Annotated in this window: 21 protein-coding genes; 7 read left to right on the forward strand and 14 right to left on the reverse strand. The window is 59.2% G+C overall.

What is annotated here, in order from left to right:
- Positions 1-15: 15 nt before the first annotated feature.
- The 5 genes from ruvC to BSF40_RS12785 all read right to left on the reverse strand — a co-directional run bounded on the left by ruvC (position 16) and on the right by BSF40_RS12785 (position 4,164).
- Positions 16-540 carry a crossover junction endodeoxyribonuclease RuvC gene (ruvC, locus tag BSF40_RS12765; RefSeq protein WP_095965392.1) on the reverse strand — a complete coding sequence of 175 codons (525 nt, stop codon included), beginning with the start codon at positions 538-540 and terminating at the stop codon, positions 16-18.
- A 158-nt stretch (positions 541-698) separates the two neighbouring features.
- On the reverse strand, positions 699-1,445 hold the full coding sequence (locus tag BSF40_RS12770) for a YebC/PmpR family DNA-binding transcriptional regulator (protein WP_007995641.1): 747 nt from the start codon (positions 1,443-1,445) through the stop codon (positions 699-701).
- A gap of 128 nt (positions 1,446-1,573) precedes the next feature.
- Positions 1,574-3,349, reverse strand: coding sequence for an aspartate--tRNA ligase (gene aspS, locus BSF40_RS12775; protein WP_007977331.1), 1,776 nt, complete (start codon positions 3,347-3,349; stop codon positions 1,574-1,576).
- Positions 3,350-3,470: 121 nt separating this feature from the next.
- The gene (locus tag BSF40_RS12780; protein ID WP_007977333.1) at positions 3,471-3,692 is read right to left on the reverse strand and encodes an FmdB family zinc ribbon protein; all 222 of its coding nucleotides are present in this window, start codon (positions 3,690-3,692) and stop codon (positions 3,471-3,473) included.
- A 136-nt stretch (positions 3,693-3,828) separates the two neighbouring features.
- Positions 3,829-4,164 (reverse strand): ribbon-helix-helix domain-containing protein, encoded by a 336-nt coding sequence (locus BSF40_RS12785; protein WP_095965393.1) that lies wholly within the window; start codon positions 4,162-4,164, stop codon positions 3,829-3,831.
- 529 nt (positions 4,165-4,693) lie between these two features.
- On the opposite strand from BSF40_RS12785, the gene BSF40_RS33375 reads away from it, so the two are divergent.
- Positions 4,694-5,296 carry a cold-shock protein gene (locus BSF40_RS33375; protein WP_095965394.1) on the forward strand — a complete coding sequence of 201 codons (603 nt, stop codon included), beginning with the start codon at positions 4,694-4,696 and terminating at the stop codon, positions 5,294-5,296.
- A gap of 77 nt (positions 5,297-5,373) precedes the next feature.
- Here the strand turns inward: BSF40_RS33375 and BSF40_RS12795 are convergent, their stop codons facing one another.
- Positions 5,374-5,580: a SlyX family protein gene (locus BSF40_RS12795; protein WP_007977339.1), complete on the reverse strand. Its 207-nt coding sequence runs from the start codon at positions 5,578-5,580 to the stop codon at positions 5,374-5,376.
- A gap of 3 nt (positions 5,581-5,583) precedes the next feature.
- Positions 5,584-6,009 carry an HIT domain-containing protein gene (locus tag BSF40_RS12800; RefSeq protein ID WP_095965601.1) on the reverse strand — a complete coding sequence of 142 codons (426 nt, stop codon included), beginning with the start codon at positions 6,007-6,009 and terminating at the stop codon, positions 5,584-5,586.
- Positions 6,010-6,918: 909 nt separating this feature from the next.
- Here BSF40_RS12800 and BSF40_RS12810 point away from each other — a divergent pair.
- On the forward strand, positions 6,919-8,247 hold the full coding sequence (locus tag BSF40_RS12810) for an OprD family porin (protein WP_095965396.1): 1,329 nt from the start codon (positions 6,919-6,921) through the stop codon (positions 8,245-8,247).
- A 141-nt stretch (positions 8,248-8,388) separates the two neighbouring features.
- Here BSF40_RS12810 and BSF40_RS12815 read toward each other — a convergent pair whose 3' ends face one another.
- Positions 8,389-9,231 (reverse strand): mechanosensitive ion channel family protein, encoded by an 843-nt coding sequence (locus BSF40_RS12815; protein ID WP_095965397.1) that lies wholly within the window; start codon positions 9,229-9,231, stop codon positions 8,389-8,391.
- A gap of 135 nt (positions 9,232-9,366) precedes the next feature.
- The gene (locus BSF40_RS12820; protein ID WP_007977344.1) at positions 9,367-9,852 is read right to left on the reverse strand and encodes a YajQ family cyclic di-GMP-binding protein; all 486 of its coding nucleotides are present in this window, start codon (positions 9,850-9,852) and stop codon (positions 9,367-9,369) included.
- 135 nt (positions 9,853-9,987) lie between these two features.
- Between BSF40_RS12820 and BSF40_RS12825 the strand changes: the two genes are divergently transcribed.
- Genes BSF40_RS12825 through BSF40_RS12835 form a run of 3 tightly spaced genes read left to right on the forward strand, consistent with a single transcriptional unit; the run spans position 9,988 to position 13,571 of the window.
- The gene (locus BSF40_RS12825) at positions 9,988-10,905 is read left to right on the forward strand and encodes a putative 2-dehydropantoate 2-reductase (protein WP_095965398.1); all 918 of its coding nucleotides are present in this window, start codon (positions 9,988-9,990) and stop codon (positions 10,903-10,905) included.
- Positions 10,906-10,950: 45 nt separating this feature from the next.
- Entirely contained in the window at positions 10,951-12,987 is a 2,037-nt protein-coding gene (locus BSF40_RS12830; RefSeq protein ID WP_095965399.1) for a HAMP domain-containing sensor histidine kinase, read from the forward strand.
- 2 nt (positions 12,988-12,989) lie between these two features.
- Positions 12,990-13,571: a cob(I)yrinic acid a,c-diamide adenosyltransferase gene (locus BSF40_RS12835; protein WP_095965400.1), complete on the forward strand. Its 582-nt coding sequence runs from the start codon at positions 12,990-12,992 to the stop codon at positions 13,569-13,571.
- Positions 13,572-13,706: 135 nt separating this feature from the next.
- Here BSF40_RS12835 and BSF40_RS12840 read toward each other — a convergent pair whose 3' ends face one another.
- From BSF40_RS12840 to secA, 4 genes are all read right to left on the reverse strand, one after another.
- Complete coding sequence (locus BSF40_RS12840; RefSeq protein WP_095965401.1) at positions 13,707-14,651, reverse strand: Nudix family hydrolase; 945 nt, start codon at positions 14,649-14,651, stop codon at positions 13,707-13,709.
- Positions 14,648-15,280: a glutathione S-transferase family protein gene (locus BSF40_RS12845; RefSeq protein WP_015096612.1), complete on the reverse strand. Its 633-nt coding sequence runs from the start codon at positions 15,278-15,280 to the stop codon at positions 14,648-14,650. Before BSF40_RS12845 ends, BSF40_RS12840 begins: the two co-directional genes overlap by 4 nt.
- A gap of 138 nt (positions 15,281-15,418) precedes the next feature.
- Positions 15,419-16,636, reverse strand: coding sequence for a bifunctional glutamate N-acetyltransferase/amino-acid acetyltransferase ArgJ (gene argJ, locus BSF40_RS12850; protein WP_095965402.1), 1,218 nt, complete (start codon positions 16,634-16,636; stop codon positions 15,419-15,421).
- A 120-nt stretch (positions 16,637-16,756) separates the two neighbouring features.
- Complete coding sequence (gene secA / locus BSF40_RS12855; protein ID WP_095965403.1) at positions 16,757-19,492, reverse strand: preprotein translocase subunit SecA; 2,736 nt, start codon at positions 19,490-19,492, stop codon at positions 16,757-16,759.
- Between the two features lie 307 nt (positions 19,493-19,799).
- Here secA and BSF40_RS12860 point away from each other — a divergent pair, with 307 nt between their 5' ends.
- Entirely contained in the window at positions 19,800-20,255 is a 456-nt protein-coding gene (locus BSF40_RS12860) for a DUF721 domain-containing protein (RefSeq protein WP_095965404.1), read from the forward strand.
- A 119-nt stretch (positions 20,256-20,374) separates the two neighbouring features.
- On the opposite strand, the gene BSF40_RS12865 is transcribed toward BSF40_RS12860, so the two are convergent.
- Positions 20,375-21,853: a helicase HerA-like domain-containing protein gene (locus tag BSF40_RS12865; RefSeq protein ID WP_095965602.1), complete on the reverse strand. Its 1,479-nt coding sequence runs from the start codon at positions 21,851-21,853 to the stop codon at positions 20,375-20,377.
- A 188-nt stretch (positions 21,854-22,041) separates the two neighbouring features.
- On the opposite strand from BSF40_RS12865, the gene BSF40_RS12870 reads away from it, so the two are divergent.
- Positions 22,042-23,931 carry a methyl-accepting chemotaxis protein gene (locus tag BSF40_RS12870; RefSeq protein WP_095965405.1) on the forward strand — a complete coding sequence of 630 codons (1,890 nt, stop codon included), beginning with the start codon at positions 22,042-22,044 and terminating at the stop codon, positions 23,929-23,931.
- Positions 23,932-24,049: the final 118 nt, after the last annotated feature.

Genomic DNA, 24,049 nt, shown 5'->3' on the forward strand with positions numbered 1-24,049 from the left:
TGATTGCTGATGCTATCAGAGACGCAGGCGCCCGCCACGACTGCGTGCCGCCCCGAGACCATGGGGCAGCAGACTGGAGCGGGTATGAGCATGACAGATGGCAATGGCCAGGGCGTCCGAAGCATCGATCTGCGGCTTGCTGGTCAGCTTGAGCATGTGCATGACCATCATCTGCACCTGCTCCTTGTTGGCCGAGCCGGTACCGACCACTGCCTGCTTGACCTGGGTTGCGCTGTATTCGGCAATTTCCAGGCTTTCCTCGGCACCCGCCACGATCGCTGCGCCACGGGCCTGCCCCAGTTTCAGGGCGGAATCAGCGTTACGGGCCATGAACACCTTTTCGATCCCCATGGTCACCGGATGGTAGGTCTGAATGATCTCCCGCACCCCGCGATAGACAATCTGCAGTCGCTCAGCCAGCTCGCCGGCACCGGTGCGGATACAACCGGAGGCGACGTACTCGCAGCCACGGCCGGTATCACGCACCACACCGTAACCGGTGATGCGCGAACCAGGGTCGATACCAAGAATTAAAGTCATAACGCCTGCGGGATAAGAAAGAACACGATCTTCAGCTCAGTGAATAATAAATGTGGGAGCGGGCTTGCTCGCGAATGCGGACTATCAGACAACATCGTTGCTGAATATTAAACCGCTTTCGCGAGCAAGCCCGCTCCCACATGGATCGTGGCCACCCTTTAACCGAGCTGTGCGGCCACCGACTCCGGAATCTCCGCGTTGGAGTAGACGTTTTGCACGTCATCCAGGTCTTCGAGCATGTCGATCAGCTTGAGGACTTTCTCGGCGCCTTCCAGATCGAGCTCGGCGCTGGTGGTCGGCAGCATGACAATTTCCGCGTCGTCACCCTTGAAGCCCGCCGCTTCCAGTGCGTTACGCACGGAATAGAATCCGGCAAACGAGGTGAAAACGTCGATCGAACCGTCTTCGTTGGTCACCACGTCATCGGCGTCGGCTTCCATGGCCGCTTCCATCAGCGCGTCTTCGTCAACGCCGGCGGCGAAAGAGATCTGCCCCTTGCGCTCGAACAGATAGGCCACCGAACCGTCAGTCCCGAGGTTGCCGCCGCACTTGCTGAACGCATGGCGAACCGCGGCCGCGGTACGGTTACGGTTGTCGGTCATGCATTCAACCATCACCGCCACGCCGCCTGGACCGTAACCTTCGTAGGTCAGCTCGACCACGTCGTCGGTATCGGCAGCGCCGGTACCGCGGGCGACAGCACGATCGATGATGTCACGGCTCATGTTGGCACCCAGAGCCTTGTCCAGGGCCAGGCGCAGACGCGGATTGGAGCCTGGATCACCACCACCCTGACGGGCAGCGACGGTCAGCTCACGAATCCACTTGGTGAAGATTTTGCCCCTCTTGGCATCCTGACGTTCTTTGCGGTGCTTGATGTTCGCCCACTTGGAATGACCTGCCATAACTCGCTCCGAATTCTCTTTGAAACATTGCCCGCCGCGCTGTATTGCGCCGGCCGGCAAACAAAAATCTTGAACAACTCTGCCTATAAAGAAAGGGCGCATCCGCAGATGCGCCCTTCGGGTCAGCCTTACTCGGCCTTAGGCGTTTCACGCAGACGAATGTGCAACTCGCGCAATGCCTTGGCATCCACCTGGCCCGGCGCCTGGGTCATGACATCGGCCGCGCTCTGGGTTTTCGGGAAGGCGATCACTTCACGGATCGACTGGGCGCCGGTCATCAGCATCACCAGACGGTCCAGGCCAAAGGCCAGGCCACCGTGCGGCGGTGCGCCGTATTTCAGGGCGTCGAGCAGGAAGCCGAATTTCTCTTCCTGTTCCACTTCGTTGATGCCCAGCAGACGGAAGACCGCTTGTTGCATCTCTTTGCGGTGGATACGAATCGAACCGCCACCCAGCTCGGTGCCGTTCAACACCATGTCGTAGGCACGGGACAGAGCGCCCGCCGGGTTGGCTTCCAACTCCGCCGGGGAGCACTTCGGCGCGGTGAACGGGTGGTGCAAGGCGCTGAAGCTGCCGTCGTCGTTCTCTTCGAACATCGGGAAGTCAACGACCCACATCGGAGCCCATTCACAGGTCAGCAGGCTCAGGTCGTGACCGAGCTTGATGCGCAATGCGCCCAACGCTTCGCTGACGATCTTGGCCTTGTCGGCACCGAAGAACACGATGTCGCCGTCAACTGCACCAACACGATCCAGGATCACGTTGAGGTTGGCTTCTGGGATGTTCTTCACGATCGGCGATTGCAGACCGTCAACGCCATTCGCACGCTCGTTGACCTTGATGTACGCCAGGCCCTTGGCACCGTAGATGCCGACAAACTTGGTGTAGTCGTCGATCTGCTTGCGCGGCATGCTCGCGCCGCCAGGCACGCGCAGGGCGGCGATGCGGCATTTCGGGTCGTTGGCCGGGCCGCTGAACACCTTGAAGTCGACTTCCTTGAGCTGGTCGGCCACGTCCACCAGTTCCAGCGGGTTACGCAGGTCTGGCTTGTCGGAACCGTAGCGGCGCATGGCTTCTTCGAAGGTCATGTGCGGGAACTCGCCGAATTCCAGGCCCAGCACTTCCTTGAACAGGTTGCGGATCATTTGCTCGGTCAGGCCCATGATCTCTTTTTCATCGAGGAAGCTGGTCTCGATGTCGATCTGGGTGAATTCCGGCTGGCGGTCGGCGCGCAGGTCTTCGTCGCGGAAACACTTGGCGATCTGGTAGTAACGGTCGAAGCCGGCCACCATCAACAGTTGCTTGAACAGCTGCGGCGATTGCGGCAAGGCGAAGAACGAACCGGCATGAGTACGGCTCGGCACCAGGTAGTCGCGCGCGCCTTCCGGGGTAGCACGGGTCAGGATCGGCGTCTCGACGTCGAGGAAGCCGTTCTCGTCCAGGAAGCGACGGATGCTGGTGGTCATGCGCGAGCGCAGACGCAGCTTCTCGGCCATTTCCGGGCGACGCAGGTCGAGGAAGCGATAGCGCAGGCGGGTTTCTTCACCGACGTCGGAGAATTCGTTCAGCGGGAACGGCGGGGTTTCCGATTCGTTCAGCACTTCCAGCTCGTAGCCGAGGACTTCGATCATGCCCGACGCCATGTTGGCGTTGGTCGCACCGGCCGGACGCAGGCGAACCTTGCCGGTGATCTTCACGACGTACTCGCTGCGCACGCGATCGGCTGCGGCGAAGGTTTCAGCGCGGTCCGGATCGAACACGACCTGGGCCAGACCATCACGATCACGGATATCGAGGAAAATCACCCCACCGTGGTCACGGCGACGGTGAACCCATCCGCAAAGGGTAATTTCCTGGCCGTCCAGGCTTTCGTTCAGTTGGCCGCAATAATGGCTGCGCATCATGGTCGTGGTTTCACTTCTCGTAATTCGAAATTCGGTTGGAGATCCTACAGCAGCCCCGCCTTTAAAAAGGCGCCGGGTGATGCAAAAGCTCGCGTGTGTCGTTCAATTCAGGCTCAGGACCTTAGTCAGCTTTGTCGCCGCCGGCCAGGTTCTTCTTGGAACCGGTCTTGAAATCGGTTTCGTACCAACCCGTGCCGCTGAGGCGAAAGCCCGGCATGGACAGCATTTTCTTAAGCTCTGGCGCCTGACAGGCAGGGCAGTCGACCAGCGGTGCATCGCTGATCTTTTGAATGGCTTCCAACTGATGACCACAGGAAGCACATTGATAATCGTACATCGGCATGGAGGTTGTCTCGGCGATCAGATTGCTACCGCACACGCTGGGTTTCGCGGCAAAGAGCGGGATTATATCCATTAAATGCGGCCTGTGCAGCCGTAAGACTGCACAGACCGACACTCTGCCGTTTTCACCGCCCTGACTAGGCGGTGACGATGCATCCCCCTTCCTTGAGGCTGTGTACGACACAGACAACCCGCACCAATCCACTGAAATTCCTGACACCGCCATGACGCAAGTGAACTTCGCGATCCACATGGGATAACAGGCTACTGACCGAACAACCGTTGGCCCGGGCCATCCCTCCCAAAATATCCCAATAAACCTGCTCAAGCCGCAAACAGGTAGCGAAGCCATTCAATCGTACGGAGCGGGACAAGGGCTGGGCCAATCCCATATCGAATTCACGAACAAACGGATCAACCCTTACATCCTTGTGCGACCCGTATCGCCCGTCTTCTTGCCTTTGATAAACCATAACGCTGACACTCCTTTGCCATCCTGGTTTCTTAAAGCGCAACTGCCTGTCGACTTATAAAAACGCAGGTGCAAAGGTATTTTCCAGCCGACTTTATGACCCTCGACGTAGGATAAGCCAACAACTTATGGCAGACCTTGGAGCTCATCCTACTCCGGACGTTTTCCCACGCAGCGAAGCGATGCCTCCTTCAGAAGCACCTACGCAATGGCGTAGGAAAGAAGAGCGCCAAGCATCCACGCCACTTTTCATGCACCTGCATACGCGGATCAGCAAGTCACCCGCCTTACCGCAGCCGCGAAACTTCGGACAACCTGCGACAAATCACCGCCAAAGAGCCGCCGGACGCCCTGATTTGAGTAGCCTGCGGCTTTGCTGTTAAATAGACGACGTGTCGCCAGTGCCTATTTTTCCGGGCATGGCGCATAGGCTGATACCGGGCACGTGTCCAACGCCTCCTTATTGTCTTGAAGCGAACCGTGCGCCATCAGCTCTTCCTTGTGAGCTGTCTTAACGTGAGTTAATCAAAATGTTGAAAATCGTCCATCTGTTGATAGGCGCAGCAGCCTTGCTGCTGTCCTTCATCCCTAGCCTGCACCCTGAAGCCTTGCCTTACCTGCAACAACCTGATGCGCTGTACCTGGCCTTTTTCGGCCTGCTCAATCTCACGCTTGCACCTGTCATCCCTTACTGGAACAAAGGTCCGCGCCACCAACTGCAAAACCTGGTCAGTGTCCTGCTGGCTCTGGCGGTAGTCCTGCAGACCCTGACGCTGATCGCGCCGATGCCTGTCATCGCCGGTCAACCTGCCGTTCTGTTCAGCCTGGTCGCAGCCCTGATCGCTGTTGCCCTGCACCTGGGCATCAGCTTCTACAAATCGTCACCGGTCGCTGCCTCGCCAAGCTACGACATGAGCAACCGCGATACCGGCACCGTCAAGTGGTTCAATACGTCCAAAGGCTTCGGCTTCATTTCCCGCGACTCCGGCGACGATATCTTCGTCCACTTCCGGGCCATTCGCGGTGAAGGCCACCGCGTCCTGGTAGAAGGCCAGCGCGTGGAGTTCTCTGTCATGAATCGTGACAAGGGCCTGCAAGCCGAAGATGTGATCGCCGCACTGCCGCGCCGCTGATTCAAGGCTGAAAAAAACCGCGCACAGCCTGGCTGTACGCGGTTTTTTAATGCCTGCATGTTGCTTACTGCAGTTGCTTAGTAGTGCGGCGGTGGCGCTTCCTCTTCGAACGATTCGAACTGGCCGACCATTTCCTCCTGCCGCTTGAGCAACGCAGCCATTTGCAGTTGAAGACGCTCGACCACCCGCTGCTGCGCGACCAGCACATCATTCAATGCCTGGATGGTGTCATCCTGAAAGGCCAGGCGGCTTTCAAGGTCGGTAACGCGTTCTTCCAGGCTCATGGTTCAGCCCTCCAGAAACGTAAAGTCATCGGTCAATATCAGGCGCAAACGCTCGCGAATGGCGGCAATTTGCTCCGAACTGTAGGGTTTTGCCGGATGCCTGCCCCAAACTGGCGCTGGCCAGGCGGCATCTTCGTGCCTGCGCACAATCACGTGCATGTGCAACTGGCTGACGACATTGCCCAGCGCCGCAACATTCAATTTGTCCGCATCGAACGAGTCCTTGAGCACTTGCGAAAGCGCCGTCGTCTCCTGCCAAAGCTGCAGCTGGTCTGCGACATCCAATTGAAATATCTCGCTGATAGCCTCACGACGAGGTACCAGGATGAACCAGGGGTAGTTCGAGTCGTTGGACAACAGCAACCGGCAGAGCGGAAAGTCCCCGATCGGTAACGTGTCTTGTTGAAGTCGTGGATCTAAAGCGAACACTGCGTGTACTCCCGCCGGGTCATCATTTTTCAGCTTAGCGCCCATCCAGAGGAGCGGCGCACCAAGCGACCGGACGGCAGCATACCTGTGAACGGCGCACGCTTCACGGCGAACCTTGCCCAGACGCCACGAGCACCAGCGAAAAGCTGACAGCCCGCCCCCGAATGAGACACTTTTCGACGTCGCGCACCACCACAGAACCGGTCAGCCAAAAAAAATGCCGAAATGACTGATAAACAACGAAGAGTTCGCGCCAGACACTCGATCAACAGGAATGAATTCCGCACAAGGTTAAAAATTTTTGCACCAAAAACGCACAGTGGGTCTACGCTGAATGCTTCGACATCCGCCTTTTACTCACTGGCGGGGTGAACCGGTAACATTTTTGCTTGTCAGGCAGTCGACCAGAAGGGTGCAACATGATGCGAGGCAAAGCGTCAAGCCCAAACCAGAGCGCTTGAACCCCCCGGTTTTATGAGGTTTTTACAGCGCCAGAGCGACAATTTGAAAAAACCGCAGCAAAAACTTGATTTTGTGCACGCTTGTTGCATACATACCCAACATCACCTGAGTGACACCCGCGGGAAGTGGGGGGCATTCAGGCAAAAAAGACAGTGGCAAGGTAGCCCGATGGAGATTCAAACGTTTCACCAGGACTCTTTTTACCGACACCCAGGCTCAGAAAACAGCATTAAAGTTGTCAGCCCGGTTGCGTCGGAGCTCGAAATTTGCGACATCTACCTCGCTGTTTGCGACATGGTCGTAAAGAAGGCGAAAGGTTAGATACGCAAGTATCGCCAACATTGTCGGCGTGATATAAGTTTGCGCCGACACAAAAAGAAAGAGCCGCCCAGATAATAAAACAGGTGGGACGGCAGTACTCTTCTAAAACCAAAGGAGCAAATCACGATGCGCGTGATGAAGTGGAGCATGATCGCACTGGCAGTTGCAGCAGCAGCCAGTACCCAATTGGCTACGGCCGCCCCTTTCGTAAGTGACCAGGCTGAAGCCAAAGGTATTGTTGAAGACAGCACGCTGAACTTGCTGGTTCGCAACTACTACTTCAACCGTGATAACAAAGATGGTGCCAACGACCAGAAAGACTGGACCCAAGGCATCTGGGGCAATTTCAGCTCCGGTTACACCCAGGGCCTGATCGGTGTTGGCGTTGACGCTTTCGGTTATCTGGCAATCAAACTGGACGGCGGTGATGGCACCGGCGGCACCGGCAACATGAGCCGCGACGCCGATGGCGAAGTTAACGACAGCCAGGGCAAAGCCGGCGGCGCCGTTAAATTCCGCGTATCGAAAACCGAGCTGAAAGTCGGCGACATGCAGCCAAGCACTGCTCCAGTGTTCGCTGTTGGCGGTTCCCGCATCCTTCCTCAAACTGCCAGCGGTATCCAACTGCAAAGCAGCGAAGTCAAAGACCTTGACCTCGAAGCCGGTCACTTCTACTCGGCGACCAGCCAGGACCGTAACGCTCGTGACGGCGGCCTGTTTGCAACCTACGCTGGCGTAGAAGCCAACTCCATCGACTACTTCGGTGGCAAATACGGCATCACCGACAACCTGTCGGCATCGCTGTACGGCGCCAAGCTGGAAGACATCTGGAACCAGTACTACGCCAACCTGAACTACACAATCCCGCTGGGCGGCGACGAGTCGCTGAACCTGGACGGTAACATCTACAACACCAAAGACACTGGTGATGCCAAAGCAGGCGAGATCAGCAACACTGCTTACTCCCTGGCTGCCGCTTTCTCGTTCATGAAAGCGCACACCATCACCCTCGCCTTCCAGAAGATCAACGGTGACACTCCGTTCGACTACATCGGTGTGGGCAAAAACAACCGCGGCGGCGACTCGATCTTCCTCGCCAACTCCATCCAGTACTCTGACTTCAACGCCCCTAACGAGAAGTCTGCCCAGGTTCGTTACGACCTGAAAATGGCTGAGTACGGCGTTCCAGGTCTGAGCTTCATGACCCGTTACGTGAAAGGTTGGGACATCGACGGCACCAAAGCTCCAGTTGGCGGCGCTTACGAAGGCATCTACGGTGCAGACGGCAAGCACAACGAAACCAACTTCGAAGCCAAGTACGTTGTTCAGACTGGCCCGGCAAAAGACCTGTCCTTCCGTATTCGTCAAGCATGGCACTTCGCTAACGCTGACGAAGGTGAAGGCGACGTGAAAGAGTTCCGTTTCATCGTCGACTACCCGCTGTCGGTTTTGTAATCGCATCCAGTTAGTTTGCGGTAACAAAATAAAAGGCCCATCTTCGGATGGGCCTTTTTTGTTGCCTGTGCAAATTGTTCAATTATTGAACAATCGCCCTACATGCCTGACCGAAAAATCAGACATATATGACAAGGTCAATCACTGCACTGCGGACTCCTGAACCACGCGAATAACCCGCTGTGGAAATGGAATATCGATGCCCGCCTCTCTCAGACGATCACGGGACAGTTCGTTGAACATGAACATCACATCCCAATAATCCGCAGTATTCACCCAGACACGCAGGGAAACAGTGATAGAACTGTCACCCAATGTCGAAATGACTGCCTGAGGTGCCGGGTCAGTCAATACACGCGGATCCTTGGCCAGTTCCAGCAACACTTCACGGGCTTTCTGCAAGTCCGCTTCGTAATCAACGCCTACATCAAACACGACCTTGCGGGTCGGCTGACGATTGGTGTTGGTGATGATGCCGTTCGACAGATTGCCGTTCGGCAAGATGATGGTCTTGTTGTCACCGGTACGCAGTACGGTATGGAAAATCTGGATGCTGTCGACGGTGCCGGCGACACCCTGAGCCTCGATCCAGTCGCCGATACGAAATGGACGGAACAGCAAAATCAGCACACCGCCGGCGAAGTTCGCCAGGCTGCCCTGCAAGGCCAGACCAATGGCCAGACCCGCCGCACCAATCGCCGCCACGAACGAAGTGGTTTCCACACCGATCATCGAGGCCACGCTGACGATCAGCAGGATCTTGAGGATGATGTTCGCCAGGCTGCTGATAAAGCCCTGCAGCGCCAGGTCGGCGTTACGCAATGCAATCAGGCCGCCGAGCTTTTTCGTGACCTTGTTTATCAGCCACCAGCCGATGGCCAGGGTGATGACCGCCAGCAGTACACGACTGCCGTATTCCATGATCATCGGGATCCAGGTTTGGGAAACCTTGACCAGGTTGTCTACCTCAGCATTTAAGTCCATCTGCTTGCTCCTTTTTTCCGGCTATCCGGCACGCGTAAAAAAAGCGGCAGAAAGATCGAACCGCGACGGGCTCAATCGTTTCTGCCGTTGCTTGGGTCTGCGACGTCACAAACGCCAAGAGGTTCCCGCTCAAGGTCAGTCGCGGAAGTTGTTGAACTGCAGCGGCATACCGAACTCCTTGGCCCGCAGCACAGCAATGGCTTCTTGCAGGTCATCACGCTTCTTGCCGGTAATACGAACCTGCTCGCCCTGAATGGCCGCCTGGACCTTGAGCTTGGCATCTTTGACGTGAGCGACGATTTTCTTCGCCAGTTCCTTGTCGATGCCTTCCTTGAGGACGGCTTCCTGCTTCATCAGCTTGCCCGACGCGAAGGCATCCTTGACTTCGAGGCACTGCACGTCGATTTTGCGCTTGACCAGAGCCAGCTTGAGGATCTCAATCATCGCTTCGAGTTGGAAATCCGCTTCTGCGGTCAGGTTGACGGTCAGGTCTTTTTCCTTGAACTCGAAGCTGCCTTTGCCTTTCAGGTCATAACGACGATCGAGTTCCTTGACGGCGTTCTCGACCGCGTTGGTGACTTCGTGTTTGTCCAGTTCGGATACCACGTCGAACGACGGCATGTAATCTCTCCAAATTTAAAGGCGCACCGATGGAGCGCGCCTGGCTTGCGGTTAAAATCCGCGCTGATTATAACGGGTCTTTCCCATCATTCACTGTGAGCTGCCGATGCACGCCTTAAACAGAGCAAAAAGCTGATGTCCACCACCTGGCATGTACTCGGCGCCGGCAGCCTCGGCACTTTATGGGCGACACGCCTGGCACGGGCTGGCGTGCCGGTCAGGCTGATCCTGCGGGATACCGCGAGACTGCAGACCTATGAGGCTGCAGGCGGATTGACACTGGTGGAGCACGGCCAGGCGCAACACTACGCCGTGCCCGCCGAAACAGCGGACAGCAGCCAGCCGATCAACCGCCTGCTGGTGGCGTGCAAAGCCTACGATACCGAAAGCGCGGTGGCCCGACTGGCGTCACGCCTGGCCCCCGGCGCCGAACTGATCCTGCTGCAAAATGGCCTGGGCAGCCAGGACGCGGTGGCCGCACAGGTTCCCCAGGCACGCTGCATCTATGCCTCGAGCACCGAAGGCGCCTTCCGCGATGGCGATTGGCGCGTGGTGTTTGCAGGACATGGCTTTACCTGGCTGGGAGATGCGAGCCATCCGGTCGCACCGATCTGGCTCGATGACTTGAGCGGGGCCGGCATCCCTCACGAGTGGAGCACCGATATTCTGACCAGGCTGTGGCGCAAGCTGGCTCTCAACTGTGCGATCAACCCGCTGACGGTGCTGCACGATTGCCGCAATGGCGGTTTGCAGCAACATCAGTGCGAAGTGGCCACCCTGTGCGGTGAACTGGTGGAGTTGCTTGAGCGTTGCGGTCAACCGGCGGCGGGCGAAAACCTGCAACAGGAAGTCGAACGGGTGATTCTCGCCACCGCGGCCAACTACTCATCGATGCATCAGGACGTCACCAGCCAGCGCCGCACGGAAATCAGCTACCTGCTGGGCTACGCCTGCAAAGTAGCCGGGCGACATCAACTGAACCTGCCTCACCTCAATCAACTTCAGGCAAGGTTGATCGCTCGCCTGCAAAGCCTTGGATTGCCCAGCGACTGAGCAGCGGCTACGCTGGCCACTTGTTCCTTGTCTGCGATGAATCCGATGCCATTGCGCCAGCGCCTTGAAAACCTGCCCGTCGGCCAGAAACTGCTGGCCGCCCTGCTGGTACTGATGGTCACCGTCCTGCTGGTTGCCAACCTGACCTTTATCAGCGCCGCGTACTACATCTCCCAGGAAAGCATGGCGCCCCAGGCCCTGCAGACCATCGGCCGGCTGGTATCCAACCCGAGCCTGGCCTCCGAAGCCCTGGCGTCACCGCAAAGCGCCGAGCGCCTGCTGAATGAACTCAACAGCTATTCGCCGTTGCGCGCGGCAGCCCTGTATGACGCAAAGGGTGAGCGGTTGGCGCAATTGCAGCATGGCGACAATCTGGAGCTGCCCAAACATTTCCGGCACATCGAAGACTGGCAGGTCACCGAGTTTCGCACCAATCAAGTCATCCCCCTCTCCCGCCCCGGTGCTGCACCGGGACATTTGCTGCTGGTCGCCAGCAGTGAACTGCCAGTGGCGTTCTACACCGGGACCCTGACGGCCAGCCTGGGCATTCTGATCTTCAGCGTGTTGCTGTGGCTGATCATTGCCCGCCAGATCAAGCGCCTGATCACCCGGCCGATCCACCAGCTCGAAGAGTTGTCGCGGCAGGTCACCCGTGAAGAAAACTACGCATTGCGCGCTTCACGAGGAAACCACGATGAAATCGGCAGCCTCGCCGAGGCGTTCAATACCATGCTCTCGCGGATCGAGGCCAGGGAGCAGCAACTCAAGCGGGCTCGGGACGACTCCCAGGCCGCTTACGACCAGGCCCAGGGTCTGGCGGAAGAAACTCGTCATACCAACCGCAAACTGGAGCTCGAAGTCCAGGTGCGCAGCAAGATCGAGAAAAAGCTCACCGGCTTCCAGAACTACCTCAACAGCATCATCGACTCCATGCCGTCGGCGCTGATCGCCCTCGACGAACAGCTCTACGTGACTCAATGGAACCAGGAGGCCAGCGCCCTGTCCGGCACACGCCTCGATGAAGCCCTGAACCAGCCCATCTTCCTCGCCTTCGAACCGCTCAAGCCGTTCTTGCCGCAACTCAAGGAAACGGTCGAGCAGCATACGGTGGCCAAAATCGAACGTGTCACCTGGCTCAAGGACGACGAGCCCCGCCACTACGCCCTGACTTTCTATCCGCTGATGGGCGGTGCCGGGCGTGGCGTAGTGATCCGGATCGACGACATCACCCAGCGCCTGTCCCTGGAAGAAATGATGGTGCAGTCGGAGAAAATGCTGTCGGTAGGCGGTCTTGCCGCCGGCATGGCTCACGAGATCAACAATCCGCTGGGTGCGATCCTGCACAACGTGCAAAACATTCGCCGACGCCTGTCCCCCGACCTGCCGAAAAACCTGGAAGTGGCCGAACAGGCCGGCATCGAGCTGGCGACGGTCAATCAGTATCTGAAAATCCGCGAAGTACCACAGTTGCTCGACGGTATCCAGCAGGCCGGTGCCCGGGCCGCCAAAATCGTCACCCACATGCTCAGTTTCAGCCGTCGCAGCACCCGCCAGATGGCCCCGTGCGATCTGCCCGCCCTGATTGATCAGGCGGTGGAAATCGCCGGCAACGATTTCGACCTGGCGATCGGCTTCGACTTCAAGGGTCAGGCCATCATTCGTCAGTTCGACCCGGCGCTGGGCCCGGTCCCCGGCACCGCCAACGAGCTGGAACAAGTACTGCTCAACCTGTTGAAAAACGCTGCGCAAGCCATTCACCAGCGCGAGGACGACAGCGAGCCGGGGCGGATCATTCTGCGCACCCGGCTGAACCCGCCATGGGCGGAGATCCAGGTCGAGGACAACGGCATCGGCATGAGTGAAAGCGTGCGCAAACGGACCTTCGAACCCTTCTTCACCACCAAGGAAATCGGTCAGGGCACCGGACTTGGGCTGTCGGTGTCGTACTTCATCATCACCAATAACCACAAGGGGCAGATGGAAGTGCAATCGACCCTGGGCCAAGGCACTTGCTTCACCTTGCGCCTGCCCCTGGCGAGCACGCCACCTGTCGCGCAAGAACTCAATCTGCTATCGAGGTAACCATGGGCTTTCGTCTGTCGAAGATTTACACCCGCACTGGCGACAAAGGCGAGACCGGGCTGGGCGATGGCCGTCGCGTCCCCAAGGATCACCCGCGGATCGAGGCCATTGGCGAAGTCGATACGCTCAACAGTCAGGTGGGCGTGTTGCTGTCCGGGCTGGCGGCACAAACGGACACTTTTGCCGGCTTGCAGGAAGTGATCGAGGTTTTGGCGCCCTGCCAGCATCGATTGTTTGATCTGGGAGGCGAGCTGGCAATGCCGGTGTATCAGGCGTTGAATGCGGCGGAAATCGAGCGCCTGGAAGCGGCGATCGATGTGTGGAATGAAGAATTGGGGCCGCTGGAAAACTTCATCTTGCCCGGCGGTTCGGCGCTGATTGCCCAGGCCCATGTCTGCCGTAGCCTGGCGCGCAGTGCCGAGCGGCGGTGTCAGCAATTGAATGCGATTGAGCCGTTGGCCGGGGTTGGTCTGGCGTACATCAATCGGTTGTCGGATTTGTTGTTTGTGGTGGCGCGGCTGATTGCCAAGCGTCAGGGTGTGGCCGAGATTCTATGGCAGCCGGCGGCGAAGCCTGAAGCTTAATCAGCGCCTGTCAGGGCCCCTTCGCGGGCAAGCCCGCTCCCACAGGGATTGTTGGTGTTCACACAATCTGTGTTTCACCTTGAACACTGTGGGAGCGGGCTTGCCCGCGAAGGGGCCTGTAGGCTCGCTAGAGAATTAACTCTCAGGCCAGAATGCCCGAATCCCCGCCACACCCTGCGCGCCGGCCGCCCAGGCTTTCTCGACCTCGGCCGGGCCAACGCCACCCAGCAGGAACACCGGCTTGCTGAAGCCCTCGATCAAGCTCGACGCCTGCTCCCAACCCAACGGCTCTGCGCCTGGGTGAGTCAGGGTGGGTTGCACCGGCGACAGGGTCACGAAATCCACCCCCATCTGTTCGGCCAGCGCCAGCTCTTCAGCGTTATGGCACGACGCCGCCAGCCAGCGCGATGCCGGTAGCGGTCGGCCAGCCGCTGCGTATTTGCGCAATTGCGCCGAAGTGATGTGCCAACCCGCGGACGGGAAGTCGCCCAACCATTCGAACGGCCCCTTGAGCATCAATTGTGCCTTGCCGGCACACAGGCCCACCGCATCGACAGCCAGGTCGCGATACTTGGGATCGTAACCGTTCGGTGCGCGCAACTGGATCAGCTTGATGCCACCGGCAATGGCCTTCTGGATACCACGCAACAACGCCGGGGTTTCCAGATCTTCCGGGGTAATCAGGTACTGCGATGACAATCGGGCCGCCGCGACGATCGGCTGATTGGCCGCCGGGAACTCGTAACCCGGCAGATCGCGGGGCGACACCCAGGCCAGCGGTTGGCCTTCGGCGCCGTGGGGCTCGCCGCTAAACGCCGAGACCTCCCAGACATCCAGCAACACCTGCTTGTCCGGATAATCATGCCGGACCTTGATCAGCGGGCGCGCCGCGTCGACCACGATGCCCAGCTCTTCATGGAGCTCACGGGCCAGTGCGGTTTCGACCGACTCGTCGGCCTCGACCTTGCCCCCGGGAAACTCCCACAAGCCACCCTGGTGCTGCGAATCGGCACGGCGGGCGATCAGGATCTGGCCACTGCCATCGCGGATGACGGCGGCGGCGACATGGACTCGCTTCACTTTTCCAACTCCTCCAGTCCGGCCTTCTGCCAGGCCTTGAACGCCGGCCATTGGTAGAGGGTTTCAACATAGGCTTCGTCAGCCGCGGACAGTTTCACCCGATAGGTGCGCAGACGCACGGCGATGGGTGCAAAGAACGCGTCGGCCAACGTGATGCGGCCAAACAGGTACGGACCGCTCTCGGTCGCCGCGGCACGACACTCGGCCCACAGCGCCGACATGCGCTCGATGTCCGCCTGGACATCGGCCGGGACCGGCGACAGCGCTGCGTCATGGCTGAGGTCGAACGGCATGTTGCCGCGCATGGCGAAAAAGCCACTGTGCATCTGCGCGCACGCCGAACGCGCCTGGGCACGGGCGGCGGTGTCTTTGGGCCACAGGTTCGCATCGGGGAACCGTTCTGCCAGGTATTCGGCAATCGCCAGGGAGTCGGCGATGGTGCCGTGTTCGGTCTTCAGCAGCGGGACCTTGGCGGTCGGCGAATGCTTGAGCAGGCGCTCGCGGGTGTCCGGCTGGTTCAGCTTGATCAGTTCTTCGGTGTAGGAGGCGCCAGCCAGATCGAGGGCCAGAGCGCCGCGCAGGGACCAGGAGGAATGCAGTTTGTCGCCGATGATCAGGTGCAGGCTCATGTTCGGGACCTTTTGATGGGGGGGACAGGCCAAAATCTCTAGCGTCTGGTCGTCAGCCTTCGCGAGCAAGCCCGCTCCCACAGTGTCACCATTGAACCCTGTGGGAGCGGGCTTGCTCGCGAATGGAGCGACTCGGTCTTAAGTACGGTACTCGGCGTTGATCTTCACGTACTCGTGGGACAGGTCGGTGGTCCAGATGGTTTCGCTGCAATCGCCACGCCCCAGTTCGATACGAATGGTGATTTCTTCCTGCTGCATCACCGCCGCGCCCTGGGCTTCGGTGTAGGTCGCGGCGCGCGCGCCACGGCTGGCAATGCACACGTCGCCGAGGAACACGTCGATCTTGCTGACGTCCAGGTTCGGCACACCGGCACGGCCAACGGCGGCCAGGATACGGCCCCAGTTCGGGTCGGAAGCAAACAACGCCGTCTTGATCAGCGGCGAGTGAGCCACGGTGTAACCAACGTCCAGGCATTCCTGGTGATTGCCGCCGCCGTTGACTTCAACGGTCACGAATTTGGTCGCGCCTTCGCCGTCGCGAACGATGGCCTGGGCCACGTCCATGCACACTTCAAACACCGCCTGCTTCAACTTGGCGAACAACTCGCCCTCGGCGCGGGTGATTTCCGGCAGCGCAGCCTGCCCTGTGGCAATCAGCATGCAGCAGTCGTTGGTCGACGTATCGCCATCGATGGTGATGCGGTTGAACGACTTGTTGGCGCCATCGAGCATCAGGTTTTGCAACACATCGCGGGAGACTTTGGCGTCGGTCGCGATGTAGCCGAGCATGGTCGCCATGTTCGGGCGAATCATGCCGGCGCCTTTGCTGATACCGGTCACGGTGACGGTCACGCCGTCGTGCTGGAACTGACGGCTGGCACCTTTGGGCAGGGTGTCGGTGGTCATGATGCCGGTGGCGGCAGCTTCCCAGTTGTGGATCGACAGGTCGTCAAGGGCCGCTTGCAGCGCGCTTTCGATTTTCTCCACAGGCAACGGTTCGCCGATCACACCGGTGGAGTACGGCAGCACCTGGCTGGCATCGACGCCAGTCAGTTCGGCCAGTTTGGCGCAAGTGCGCTCGGCGGCGGCCAGGCCTGGCTCGCCGGTACCGGCGTTGGCATTGCCGGTGTTGGTCAGCAGGTAACGCACAGGGCCTTGTACGCGTTGCTTGGCCAGGATCACCGGGGCGGCGCAAAAGGCGTTCAGGGTGAACACCCCGGCTACCGTGGAGCCTTCAACACAGCGCATGACCACAACATCCTTGCGCCCCGGGCGCTTGATGCCAGCCGAGGCGATACCGAGTTCAAAACCGGCAACCGGGTGCAACGTTGGCAAAGGACCAAGACCAACAGCCATGAATGCGCTCCTTTATAAATGATGTCAGCACCGCTTCAGGAAGACGGTGGTTCGAATGGTAAAACGCCGCGACGGCAGAAGCCGGTCGCGGCGCGGGTATTTCAGCGATTGAAACGGGTTTTACTGGATCTGCCCGTGGCAATGCTTGAACTTCTTGCCCGAACCGCAGTAGCACAGCTCATTGCGACCCAGCTTATGCTCGCTGCGAACCGGGGCAGCGGCGAGCGCCACATCGACCTCTTCGCCCAGCACTTCCGGTTGCTCCAGGCCTGGAGCTTCTTCATGCAGGAACTGCATGCGAGCGGCCAATGCCTCGGCTTCCTGACGCAGGCGCTGCTCTTCTTCGATCGGGTCTTCGCGGCGAACCTGAACGTGGGACAGCACACGGATCGAGTCGCGCTTGATCGAATCCAGCAACTCGGAGAACAGGGTGAACGACTCGCGCTTGTACTCCTGCTTCGGGTTCTTCTGGGCATAACCACGCAAGTGGATGCCGTGGCGCAGGTGATCCATGGTCGACAGGTGGTCTTTCCACAGGTCGTCCAGAACGCGCAGAACGATTTGCTTCTCGAAAGTGCGCAGCGCTTCGGCGCCCGCCTGGTCTTCTTTCTCGTTGTACGCCGCGACGAGCTCGTTCATGAGCTTCTCGCGCAGGGTTTCTTCGTACAGGTGATCGTCTTCGTCGAGCCATTGCTGGATCGGCAGCGTCACACCGAAGTCGCTCTGCAACGCAGCTTCCAGACCGGCCACGTCCCACTGTTCAGGCAGCGACTGCGGAGGAATGTGTGCGCTGACGGTCGCGTCGAGCACGTCCTGACGGAAGTCAGTGATGGTCTCGCCGATGTTGTCGGCGGCCAGCAACGTGTTACGCATGTGATAGATCACTTTACGCTGTTCGTTGTTGACGTCGTCGAACTCGAGCAGTTGCTTGCGGATGTCGAAGTTGCGGCCTTCGACCTTGCGCTGGGCCTTTTCAATGGCGTTGGTCACCATGCGGTGCTCGATCGCCTCGCCAGGCTGCATGCCCAGGGCCTTCATGAAGTTCTTCACCCGGTCAGAGGCGAAGATGCGCATCAGGCTGTCTTCCAGCGACAGGTAGAAACGGCTGGAACCGGCGTCGCCCTGACGACCGGCACGACCACGCAGCTGGTTGTCGATACGGCGCGATTCGTGACGCTCGGATGCAATCACCTGCAAACCACCCGACTCGAGCACTTGCTGGTGACGCTTCTGCCAGTCGGCCTTGATCTGGGCAATCTGCTCAGGGGTCGGGTTTTCCAGGGAAGCCACTTCCACTTCCCAGTTACCGCCCAACAGGATGTCGGTACCACGACCGGCCATGTTAGTGGCGATGGTCAGTGCGCCCGGACGACCGGCCTGGGCAATGATCTCGGCTTCCTTTTCGTGGAACTTGGCGTTCAGAACCTTGTGTTCGATGCCTTCCTTCACGAGCAGGCTGGACATGTGCTCGGAGGTTTCGATGGTGGCGGTACCCACCAGCACCGGACGACCTGCGGCCATGCTTTCCTTGATGTCGGCCACGATTGCCGCGTATTTCTCGTCGGCCGTCAGGAACACCAGGTCGTTGTAGTCTTTACGCGCCAGCGGCTTGTTCGGCGGAATCACCATGACCTGCAGGCCATAGATCTGGTGGAACTCGAACGCTTCGGTGTCGGCCGTACCGGTCATGCCGGACAGTTTGTTGTACAGACGGAAGTAGTTCTGGAAAGTGGTCGATGCCAGCGTCTGGCTTTCGGCCTGGATGTTCAGGTTTTCCTTGGCTTCGATGGCCTGGTGCAGGCCTTCGGACAAGCGGCGACCCGGCATGGTACGGCCGGTGTGCTCGTCGACCAGTACGACCTGACCGTCCTGCACGATGTATTCGACGTTGCGATGGAACAGCTTGTGCGCACGCAGGCCGGCGTAGACGTGAGTCAGCAGGCTCAGGTTGTGCGCCGAGTACAGGCTTTCGCCTTCAGCCAGCAGGCCGATGCGGGTCAGCGTTTCTTCGACGTACTGGTGACCGGCTTCGTTGAGTTCGACCTGACGGGTCTTCTCGTCGACGGTGAAGTGACCGGCCTGGGTCACTTCGCCTTCGACTTCTTCAACGTGCAGCTTGAGCTGCGGGATCAGCTTGTTGACCTCGATGTACAGCTTGGAGCTGTCCTCGGCCTGACCGGAGATGATCAGCGGCGTACGGGCTTCGTCGATGAGGATGGAGTCGACTTCGTCGATCACGGCAAAATTGAGTTCGCGCTGGAATTTTTCTTCCATGCTGAACGCCATGTTGTCGCGCAGGTAGTCGAACCCGAATTCGTTGTTGGTGCCGTAGGTGATGTCGGCGGCGTAGGCAGCACGCTTCTCTTCCGGCGGCTGGAACGGCGTGACAACGCCGACCGTCAGGCCGAGGAATTCATACAGCGGGCGCATCCAGTTGGCGTCACGGCGGGCCAGGTAGTCGTTCACCGTCACAACGTGCACGCCGTTGCCGGACAGCGCGTTGAGGTAAACGCCCAGTGTTGCCACCAGGGTCTTGCCTTCACCGGTACGCATTTCCGCGATCATGCCTTCATGCAAGGTCATGCCGCCGATCAGCTGGACATCGAAGTGGCGCATGCCCATGACACGCTTGCCGGCTTCACGGGCGACCGCAAAGGCTTCTGGCAGGAGCTTGTCGAGGGACTCCCCTTTGGCGATACGGGCCTTGAACTCGCTGGTCTTGGCACGCAATTGATCGTCCGAAAGGGCCACCATTTGCTCTTCGAAGGCATTGACGAGTTGCACCGTCTTGAGCATGCGTTTGACTTCACGCTCGTTCTTGCTTCCAAAAAGTTTCTTTAACAAAGGCGCAAACATATCGGCAGGATCTTCCACACTAAAGGGATGGAGGGCGGCCCCGTGAGTCGCCCGTGCAGCCCTCATGGCCGCATGCGAACGAGCATTCTACCCGGAAACGGTGGTGAGGAAAGTGGCGATATTCCACGATGCTGGCACAGCGCTTTGACGGGGCTCAGTTAAAATAGGGGCGTTTTGCTCAATTTCAAGCCGTTCAAGGCAGAAGTTAGTTGTTGATTTAATGGGTAAAGCGCCCACAAAAGCAATGGGCGGGCGCATCCGGTGCTTTCTGCTACCATGGCGGCTCTGTTACTTCAGGTGTCTGATCATGGCATTTCGCCCACTTACGGCCAAAGTACCCGCCGTTCTACTACGCGAAGCCAAGCCGCTGAAAGCCATTCTCGGCCACGCTCAACGCCTGGGTCATTTGCAACGTTTGCTCGAAAGCCAATTGCAACCCGCCGCTCGCGAGCATTGCCACGTGGCGTCCTGGCGTGAAGGCAGTTTGTTGCTGATTGTCACCGACGGTCATTGGGCAACCCGCCTGCGCTACCAGCAGAAGCGCCTGCAACGGCAACTGCAACTGTTCGACGAGTTTGCCAACCTGACGCGAATCCTGTTCAAGGTGCAGCCACCTACCGTCCAGCGGGGCGCGGCCGGGCACACCATGGATCTGTCGGACGATGCTGCGGCAACCATACAGGCCACGGCCGACGGGATCAGCGACCCGAATCTGCGGGCAGCGCTGGAGCGACTGGCGGCGCACGCCAAGACCAAATCCTGACACAGAAACCCTGTGGGAGCGGGCTTGCTCGCGAATGGGTTTATCAATCGACATTTTCGTTGAATGACACACCGCATTCGCGAGCAAGCCCGCTCCCACATTGACTGTGTTCGCTCAAGCTAGCGGCGTTTGCTGCCACCCAGCAATGAGCCCATCAAGCCGCGCACCAACTGTCGGCCAAGCTGGTTCGCCGCCTGTTGCATCGCCGATTTCAGCGCCTTCCCTGCTGCTGTACCGAGGAACTCACCCGCCTGTTCGGTGAAACTCGGTTCCTGTTTGCCCTGCTCCGCTTCGGGCTCGGGCGCCAGGCCCTTGCGCCCCATCAGCACTTCATAGGCCGATTCGCGGTCAATCGGCTTGTCATAACGCCCCTGCAACGGCGAACCGGCAATCAGCGCCGTACGCTCGGCACCGGTCAAAGGCCCGATCCGCGATTGCGGCGGCGCGACCAGCACTCGCTGGACCATTTCCGGGGTGCCTTTCTCCTGCAACGTTCCGACCAGCGCTTCGCCGATCCCGAGTTCGGTCAACACCGACAACGCATCAAACGCCGGATTCGGCCGGAAACCTTCGGCCACTGCGCGCAGGGACTTTTGCTCCTTGGCGGTAAACGCACGCAGACCGTGCTGGATGCGCAAACCCAACTGAGCCAGCACATCATCCGGCAGGTCACCCGGCGACTGGGTGACGAAATACACACCCACGCCTTTTGAACGAATCAGCCTCACGACTTGTTCCAGGCGATCACGCAATGCCTGGGGCGTACCGTTGAACAACAAGTGGGCCTCGTCGAAGAACAGCGCCAGCAATGGTTTGTCGGCATCGCCACGCTCCGGCAGTTGCTCGAACAGCTCGGCCAGCAGCCACAGCAGGAACGTCGCGTAGACTTTCGGCGCTTCATGCACCAGACGGCTGGCATCCAGCAAATGAATGCGCCCGCGGCCATCGGCCGTCGGTTGGAGGATGTCTTCGAGTTGCAGCGCCGGCTCGCCAAACAAGGCATCGGCGCCCTGTTGCTCCAGGGTCGCCAGACGTCGCAGCAGCGCCTGGCTCGAGCCGGTGGTCATCAATGCCGCATCGTCGCCCAGCAACTCGGGGTTGTCCCGCAGGTGATTGAGCAACGCCTTCAGATCCTTGAGATCGAGCAACAACAGGCCTTCGCGGTCCGCCACCTTGAACGCCGCGTACAGCGCCGACTGCTGACTGTCGGTCAGTTCCAGCAGGCTGCCCAACAGCAGCGGCCCCATTTCACTCAAGGTTGTGCGTAAAGGATGACCGGACTGACCCTGTACGTCCCACAACGTCACCGGATAAGCCTGAGGCTTGTGGTTGAGCCACGGCATCCCGGCAATCCGCTCGGCGACCTTGCCCTGGGGGTTGCCCGCGGCGCCAAGGCCGCACAGGTCACCCTTGATGTCGGCGGCGAACACCGCCACGCCGGCATCGCTGAAAGCTTCGGCCATTCGTTGCAACGTCACGGTTTTTCCGGTGCCGGTCGCGCCCGCGATCAAACCGTGGCGATTGGCCAGGCGCATAGCCTGGGCAATCGGCTGCCCTTTGAGGTCGGCGCCGATAACGAGTTGCAGTGAGTCAGGCATTTGGTCACCCATGATTAATCTTTGGTCCTACACGGCCGATAGAGATAACGACAAAGCAGTCAGACACGATCTGGTAGGAAATTTCCCTAAGGAGAGTCGGAAAATTCAATTGCTTTTAACCTTGCCCGTCGTGCGTCCCTTTATAAAAGCACGCGCTGGACATTAAGACCTTAGCGGAACCCCAAGCCATGAACAAAAATCTGCGTTTCAGCCATAAAATCCTGCTTGCCGCCGCCCTCATTGTTATTGCCGCCTTCGCCTCATTCACGCTGTACAACGACTATTTGCAGCGCAATGCCATCCGCGAAGACCTCGATAACTATCTCAACGAGATGGGTGACGTCACCGCCAACAACATCCAGACCTGGCTGGCCGGGCGTATTTTGCTGATCGAGAACCTCTCGCAAAACATCGCCATCAACCCCGAACAAGCCAATGTCGCCAGCCTGCTTGAGCAGAAAACCCTGACGTCGACTTTCATGGCGTCCTACCTGGGTGATGCCACCGGACACTTCACCATTCGTCCGGACGCGAAGATGCCTGACGGTTTCGATCCGCGTGTTCGCCCCTGGTACAAAGGCGCTGAAAACAGCAGCACGCCGACCCTGACCGAACCCTACATCGATGCGGCAACCGGTCAACTGATCATCTCGATGGCCACGGCTTCGAAAAAAGCCGGACAGAGCGTTGGTGTGGTGGGTGGCGACCTGAGCCTGCAAACCCTGATCGCGACCCTCAGCGCCCGCGACTTCGATGGCATGGGTTACGCGTTTCTGGTCAGCGCCGACGGCAAGATCCTGGTTCACCCGGACAAAGCGCTGGTGATGAAGTCCCTGAGCGAGGCGTATCCGAAAGACACCCCGCGCATCGGCAACGGCTTCAGCGAAGTGGACGTCGACGGCAAGACCCGCATTGTCAGCTTTACCCCGATCAAGGGCTTGCCATCGGTCAACTGGTACATCGGTCTGTCGGTCGACAAGGAAAAAGCCTACTCGATGCTCAGCGAGTTCCGCACCTCGGCTGTGGTTGCAACCATCATTGCCGTGGCCATCATCATCGCCCTGCTCGGCATGTTGATTCGCATCCTGATCCAGCCGTTGCACGTCATGACCCGCGCCATGGCCGACATCGCCGACGGCGAAGGTGACCTGACCAAACGCCTGACCATCCAGAACAATGACGAATTCGGCACCCTCGGCACTGCGTTCAACCGTTTCGTCGAGCGCATTCACGGCTCGATCCGCGAAGTGTCCTCGGCCACCGGGCAAGTCAACGAAGTGGCGTTGCGCGTGGTCGCGGCCTCCAACTCGTCGATGTTCAACTCCGACCAGCAAGCCTCGCGCACCAGCAGTGTCGCGGCCGCCATTAATCAGCTCGGCGCCGCCGCGCAGGAAATCGCCCGCAACGCCGCTCAGGCTTCGAGCCAGGCCAGCGATGCCCGCAGCCTGGCCGAAGACGGCCAGCAAGTGGTGGACCGCAGCATCGTGGCGATGAATCAACTGTCGAGCATGCTCAGCGCCTCGAGCACCAATATCGAATCGCTCAACAGCAAAACCGTGAACATCGGGCAGATTCTCGAAGTGATCACCAGCATTTCCCAGCAAACCAACTTGCTCGCACTCAATGCCGCGATTGAAGCCGCCCGCGCCGGTGAAGCCGGTCGAGGTTTTGCCGTGGTGGCGGATGAGGTGCGCAACCTGGCACACCGCACGCAGGAATCGGCGCAACAGGTGCAAACCATGATCGAGGAACTGCAAGTCGGCGCCCGGGAATCGGTGAGCACCATGAGTGACAGTCAGCGCCACAGCCAGGACAGTGTGGAAATCGCCAACCTCGCGGGCGAACGCCTGAACAGCGTGACCTTGCGTATCGGGGAAATCGACGGCATGAACCAGTCGGTGGCCACCGCGACCGAAGAACAGACCGCCGTGGTGGAGTCGATCAACGTCGACATCACCGAGATCAACACGCTGAACCAGGAAGGCGTGGAAAACCTGCAATCGACCTTGCGCGCGTGCTCGGACCTTGAGCAGCAGGCGGCGCGGTTGAAGCAGTTGGTGGGTAGTTTCAGGATCTGAGGCGCGCTCACCGGACCCTTCGCGAACAAGCCCGCTCCCACAAAGTTTTCACTGAACCTGTGGGAGCGGGCTTGCTCGCGAAGGCGGCCTGCCAAACACTACAAAACCCGCTGACACC

This window comes from Pseudomonas sp. ACN5, from assembly GCF_002303975.1.
Lineage (GTDB): Bacteria > Pseudomonadota > Gammaproteobacteria > Pseudomonadales > Pseudomonadaceae > Aquipseudomonas > Aquipseudomonas laurylsulfatiphila.

What these genes read in the sequence shown, in the direction of transcription:
- BSF40_RS12780 (WP_007977333.1), bottom strand. Translation starts at nt 3,692, where the DNA reads ATGCCGATGTACGATTATCAATGTGCTTCCTGTGGTCATCAGTTGGAA.
- BSF40_RS12785 (WP_095965393.1), bottom strand. Translation starts at nt 4,164, where the DNA reads ATGGTTTATCAAAGGCAAGAAGACGGGCGATACGGGTCGCACAAGGAT.
- ruvC (WP_095965392.1), bottom strand. Translation starts at nt 540, where the DNA reads ATGACTTTAATTCTTGGTATCGACCCTGGTTCGCGCATCACCGGTTAC.
- BSF40_RS12835 (WP_095965400.1), top strand. Translation starts at nt 12,990, where the DNA reads ATGGGCTTTCGTCTGTCGAAGATTTACACCCGCACTGGCGACAAAGGC.
- BSF40_RS12815 (WP_095965397.1), bottom strand. Translation starts at nt 9,231, where the DNA reads ATGGACTTAAATGCTGAGGTAGACAACCTGGTCAAGGTTTCCCAAACC.
- BSF40_RS12870 (WP_095965405.1), top strand. Translation starts at nt 22,042, where the DNA reads ATGAACAAAAATCTGCGTTTCAGCCATAAAATCCTGCTTGCCGCCGCC.
- BSF40_RS12795 (WP_007977339.1), bottom strand. Translation starts at nt 5,580, where the DNA reads ATGAGCCTGGAAGAACGCGTTACCGACCTTGAAAGCCGCCTGGCCTTT.
- BSF40_RS12825 (WP_095965398.1), top strand. Translation starts at nt 9,988, where the DNA reads ATGTCCACCACCTGGCATGTACTCGGCGCCGGCAGCCTCGGCACTTTA.
- BSF40_RS12810 (WP_095965396.1), top strand. Translation starts at nt 6,919, where the DNA reads ATGCGCGTGATGAAGTGGAGCATGATCGCACTGGCAGTTGCAGCAGCA.
- BSF40_RS12770 (WP_007995641.1), bottom strand. Translation starts at nt 1,445, where the DNA reads ATGGCAGGTCATTCCAAGTGGGCGAACATCAAGCACCGCAAAGAACGT.
- BSF40_RS12860 (WP_095965404.1), top strand. Translation starts at nt 19,800, where the DNA reads ATGGCATTTCGCCCACTTACGGCCAAAGTACCCGCCGTTCTACTACGC.
- BSF40_RS33375 (WP_095965394.1), top strand. Translation starts at nt 4,694, where the DNA reads ATGTTGAAAATCGTCCATCTGTTGATAGGCGCAGCAGCCTTGCTGCTG.
- BSF40_RS12820 (WP_007977344.1), bottom strand. Translation starts at nt 9,852, where the DNA reads ATGCCGTCGTTCGACGTGGTATCCGAACTGGACAAACACGAAGTCACC.
- BSF40_RS12865 (WP_095965602.1), bottom strand. Translation starts at nt 21,853, where the DNA reads ATGCCTGACTCACTGCAACTCGTTATCGGCGCCGACCTCAAAGGGCAG.
- BSF40_RS12845 (WP_015096612.1), bottom strand. Translation starts at nt 15,280, where the DNA reads ATGAGCCTGCACCTGATCATCGGCGACAAACTGCATTCCTCCTGGTCC.
- argJ (WP_095965402.1), bottom strand. Translation starts at nt 16,636, where the DNA reads ATGGCTGTTGGTCTTGGTCCTTTGCCAACGTTGCACCCGGTTGCCGGT.
- BSF40_RS12830 (WP_095965399.1), top strand. Translation starts at nt 10,951, where the DNA reads ATGCCATTGCGCCAGCGCCTTGAAAACCTGCCCGTCGGCCAGAAACTG.
- aspS (WP_007977331.1), bottom strand. Translation starts at nt 3,349, where the DNA reads ATGATGCGCAGCCATTATTGCGGCCAACTGAACGAAAGCCTGGACGGC.
- secA (WP_095965403.1), bottom strand. Translation starts at nt 19,492, where the DNA reads ATGTTTGCGCCTTTGTTAAAGAAACTTTTTGGAAGCAAGAACGAGCGT.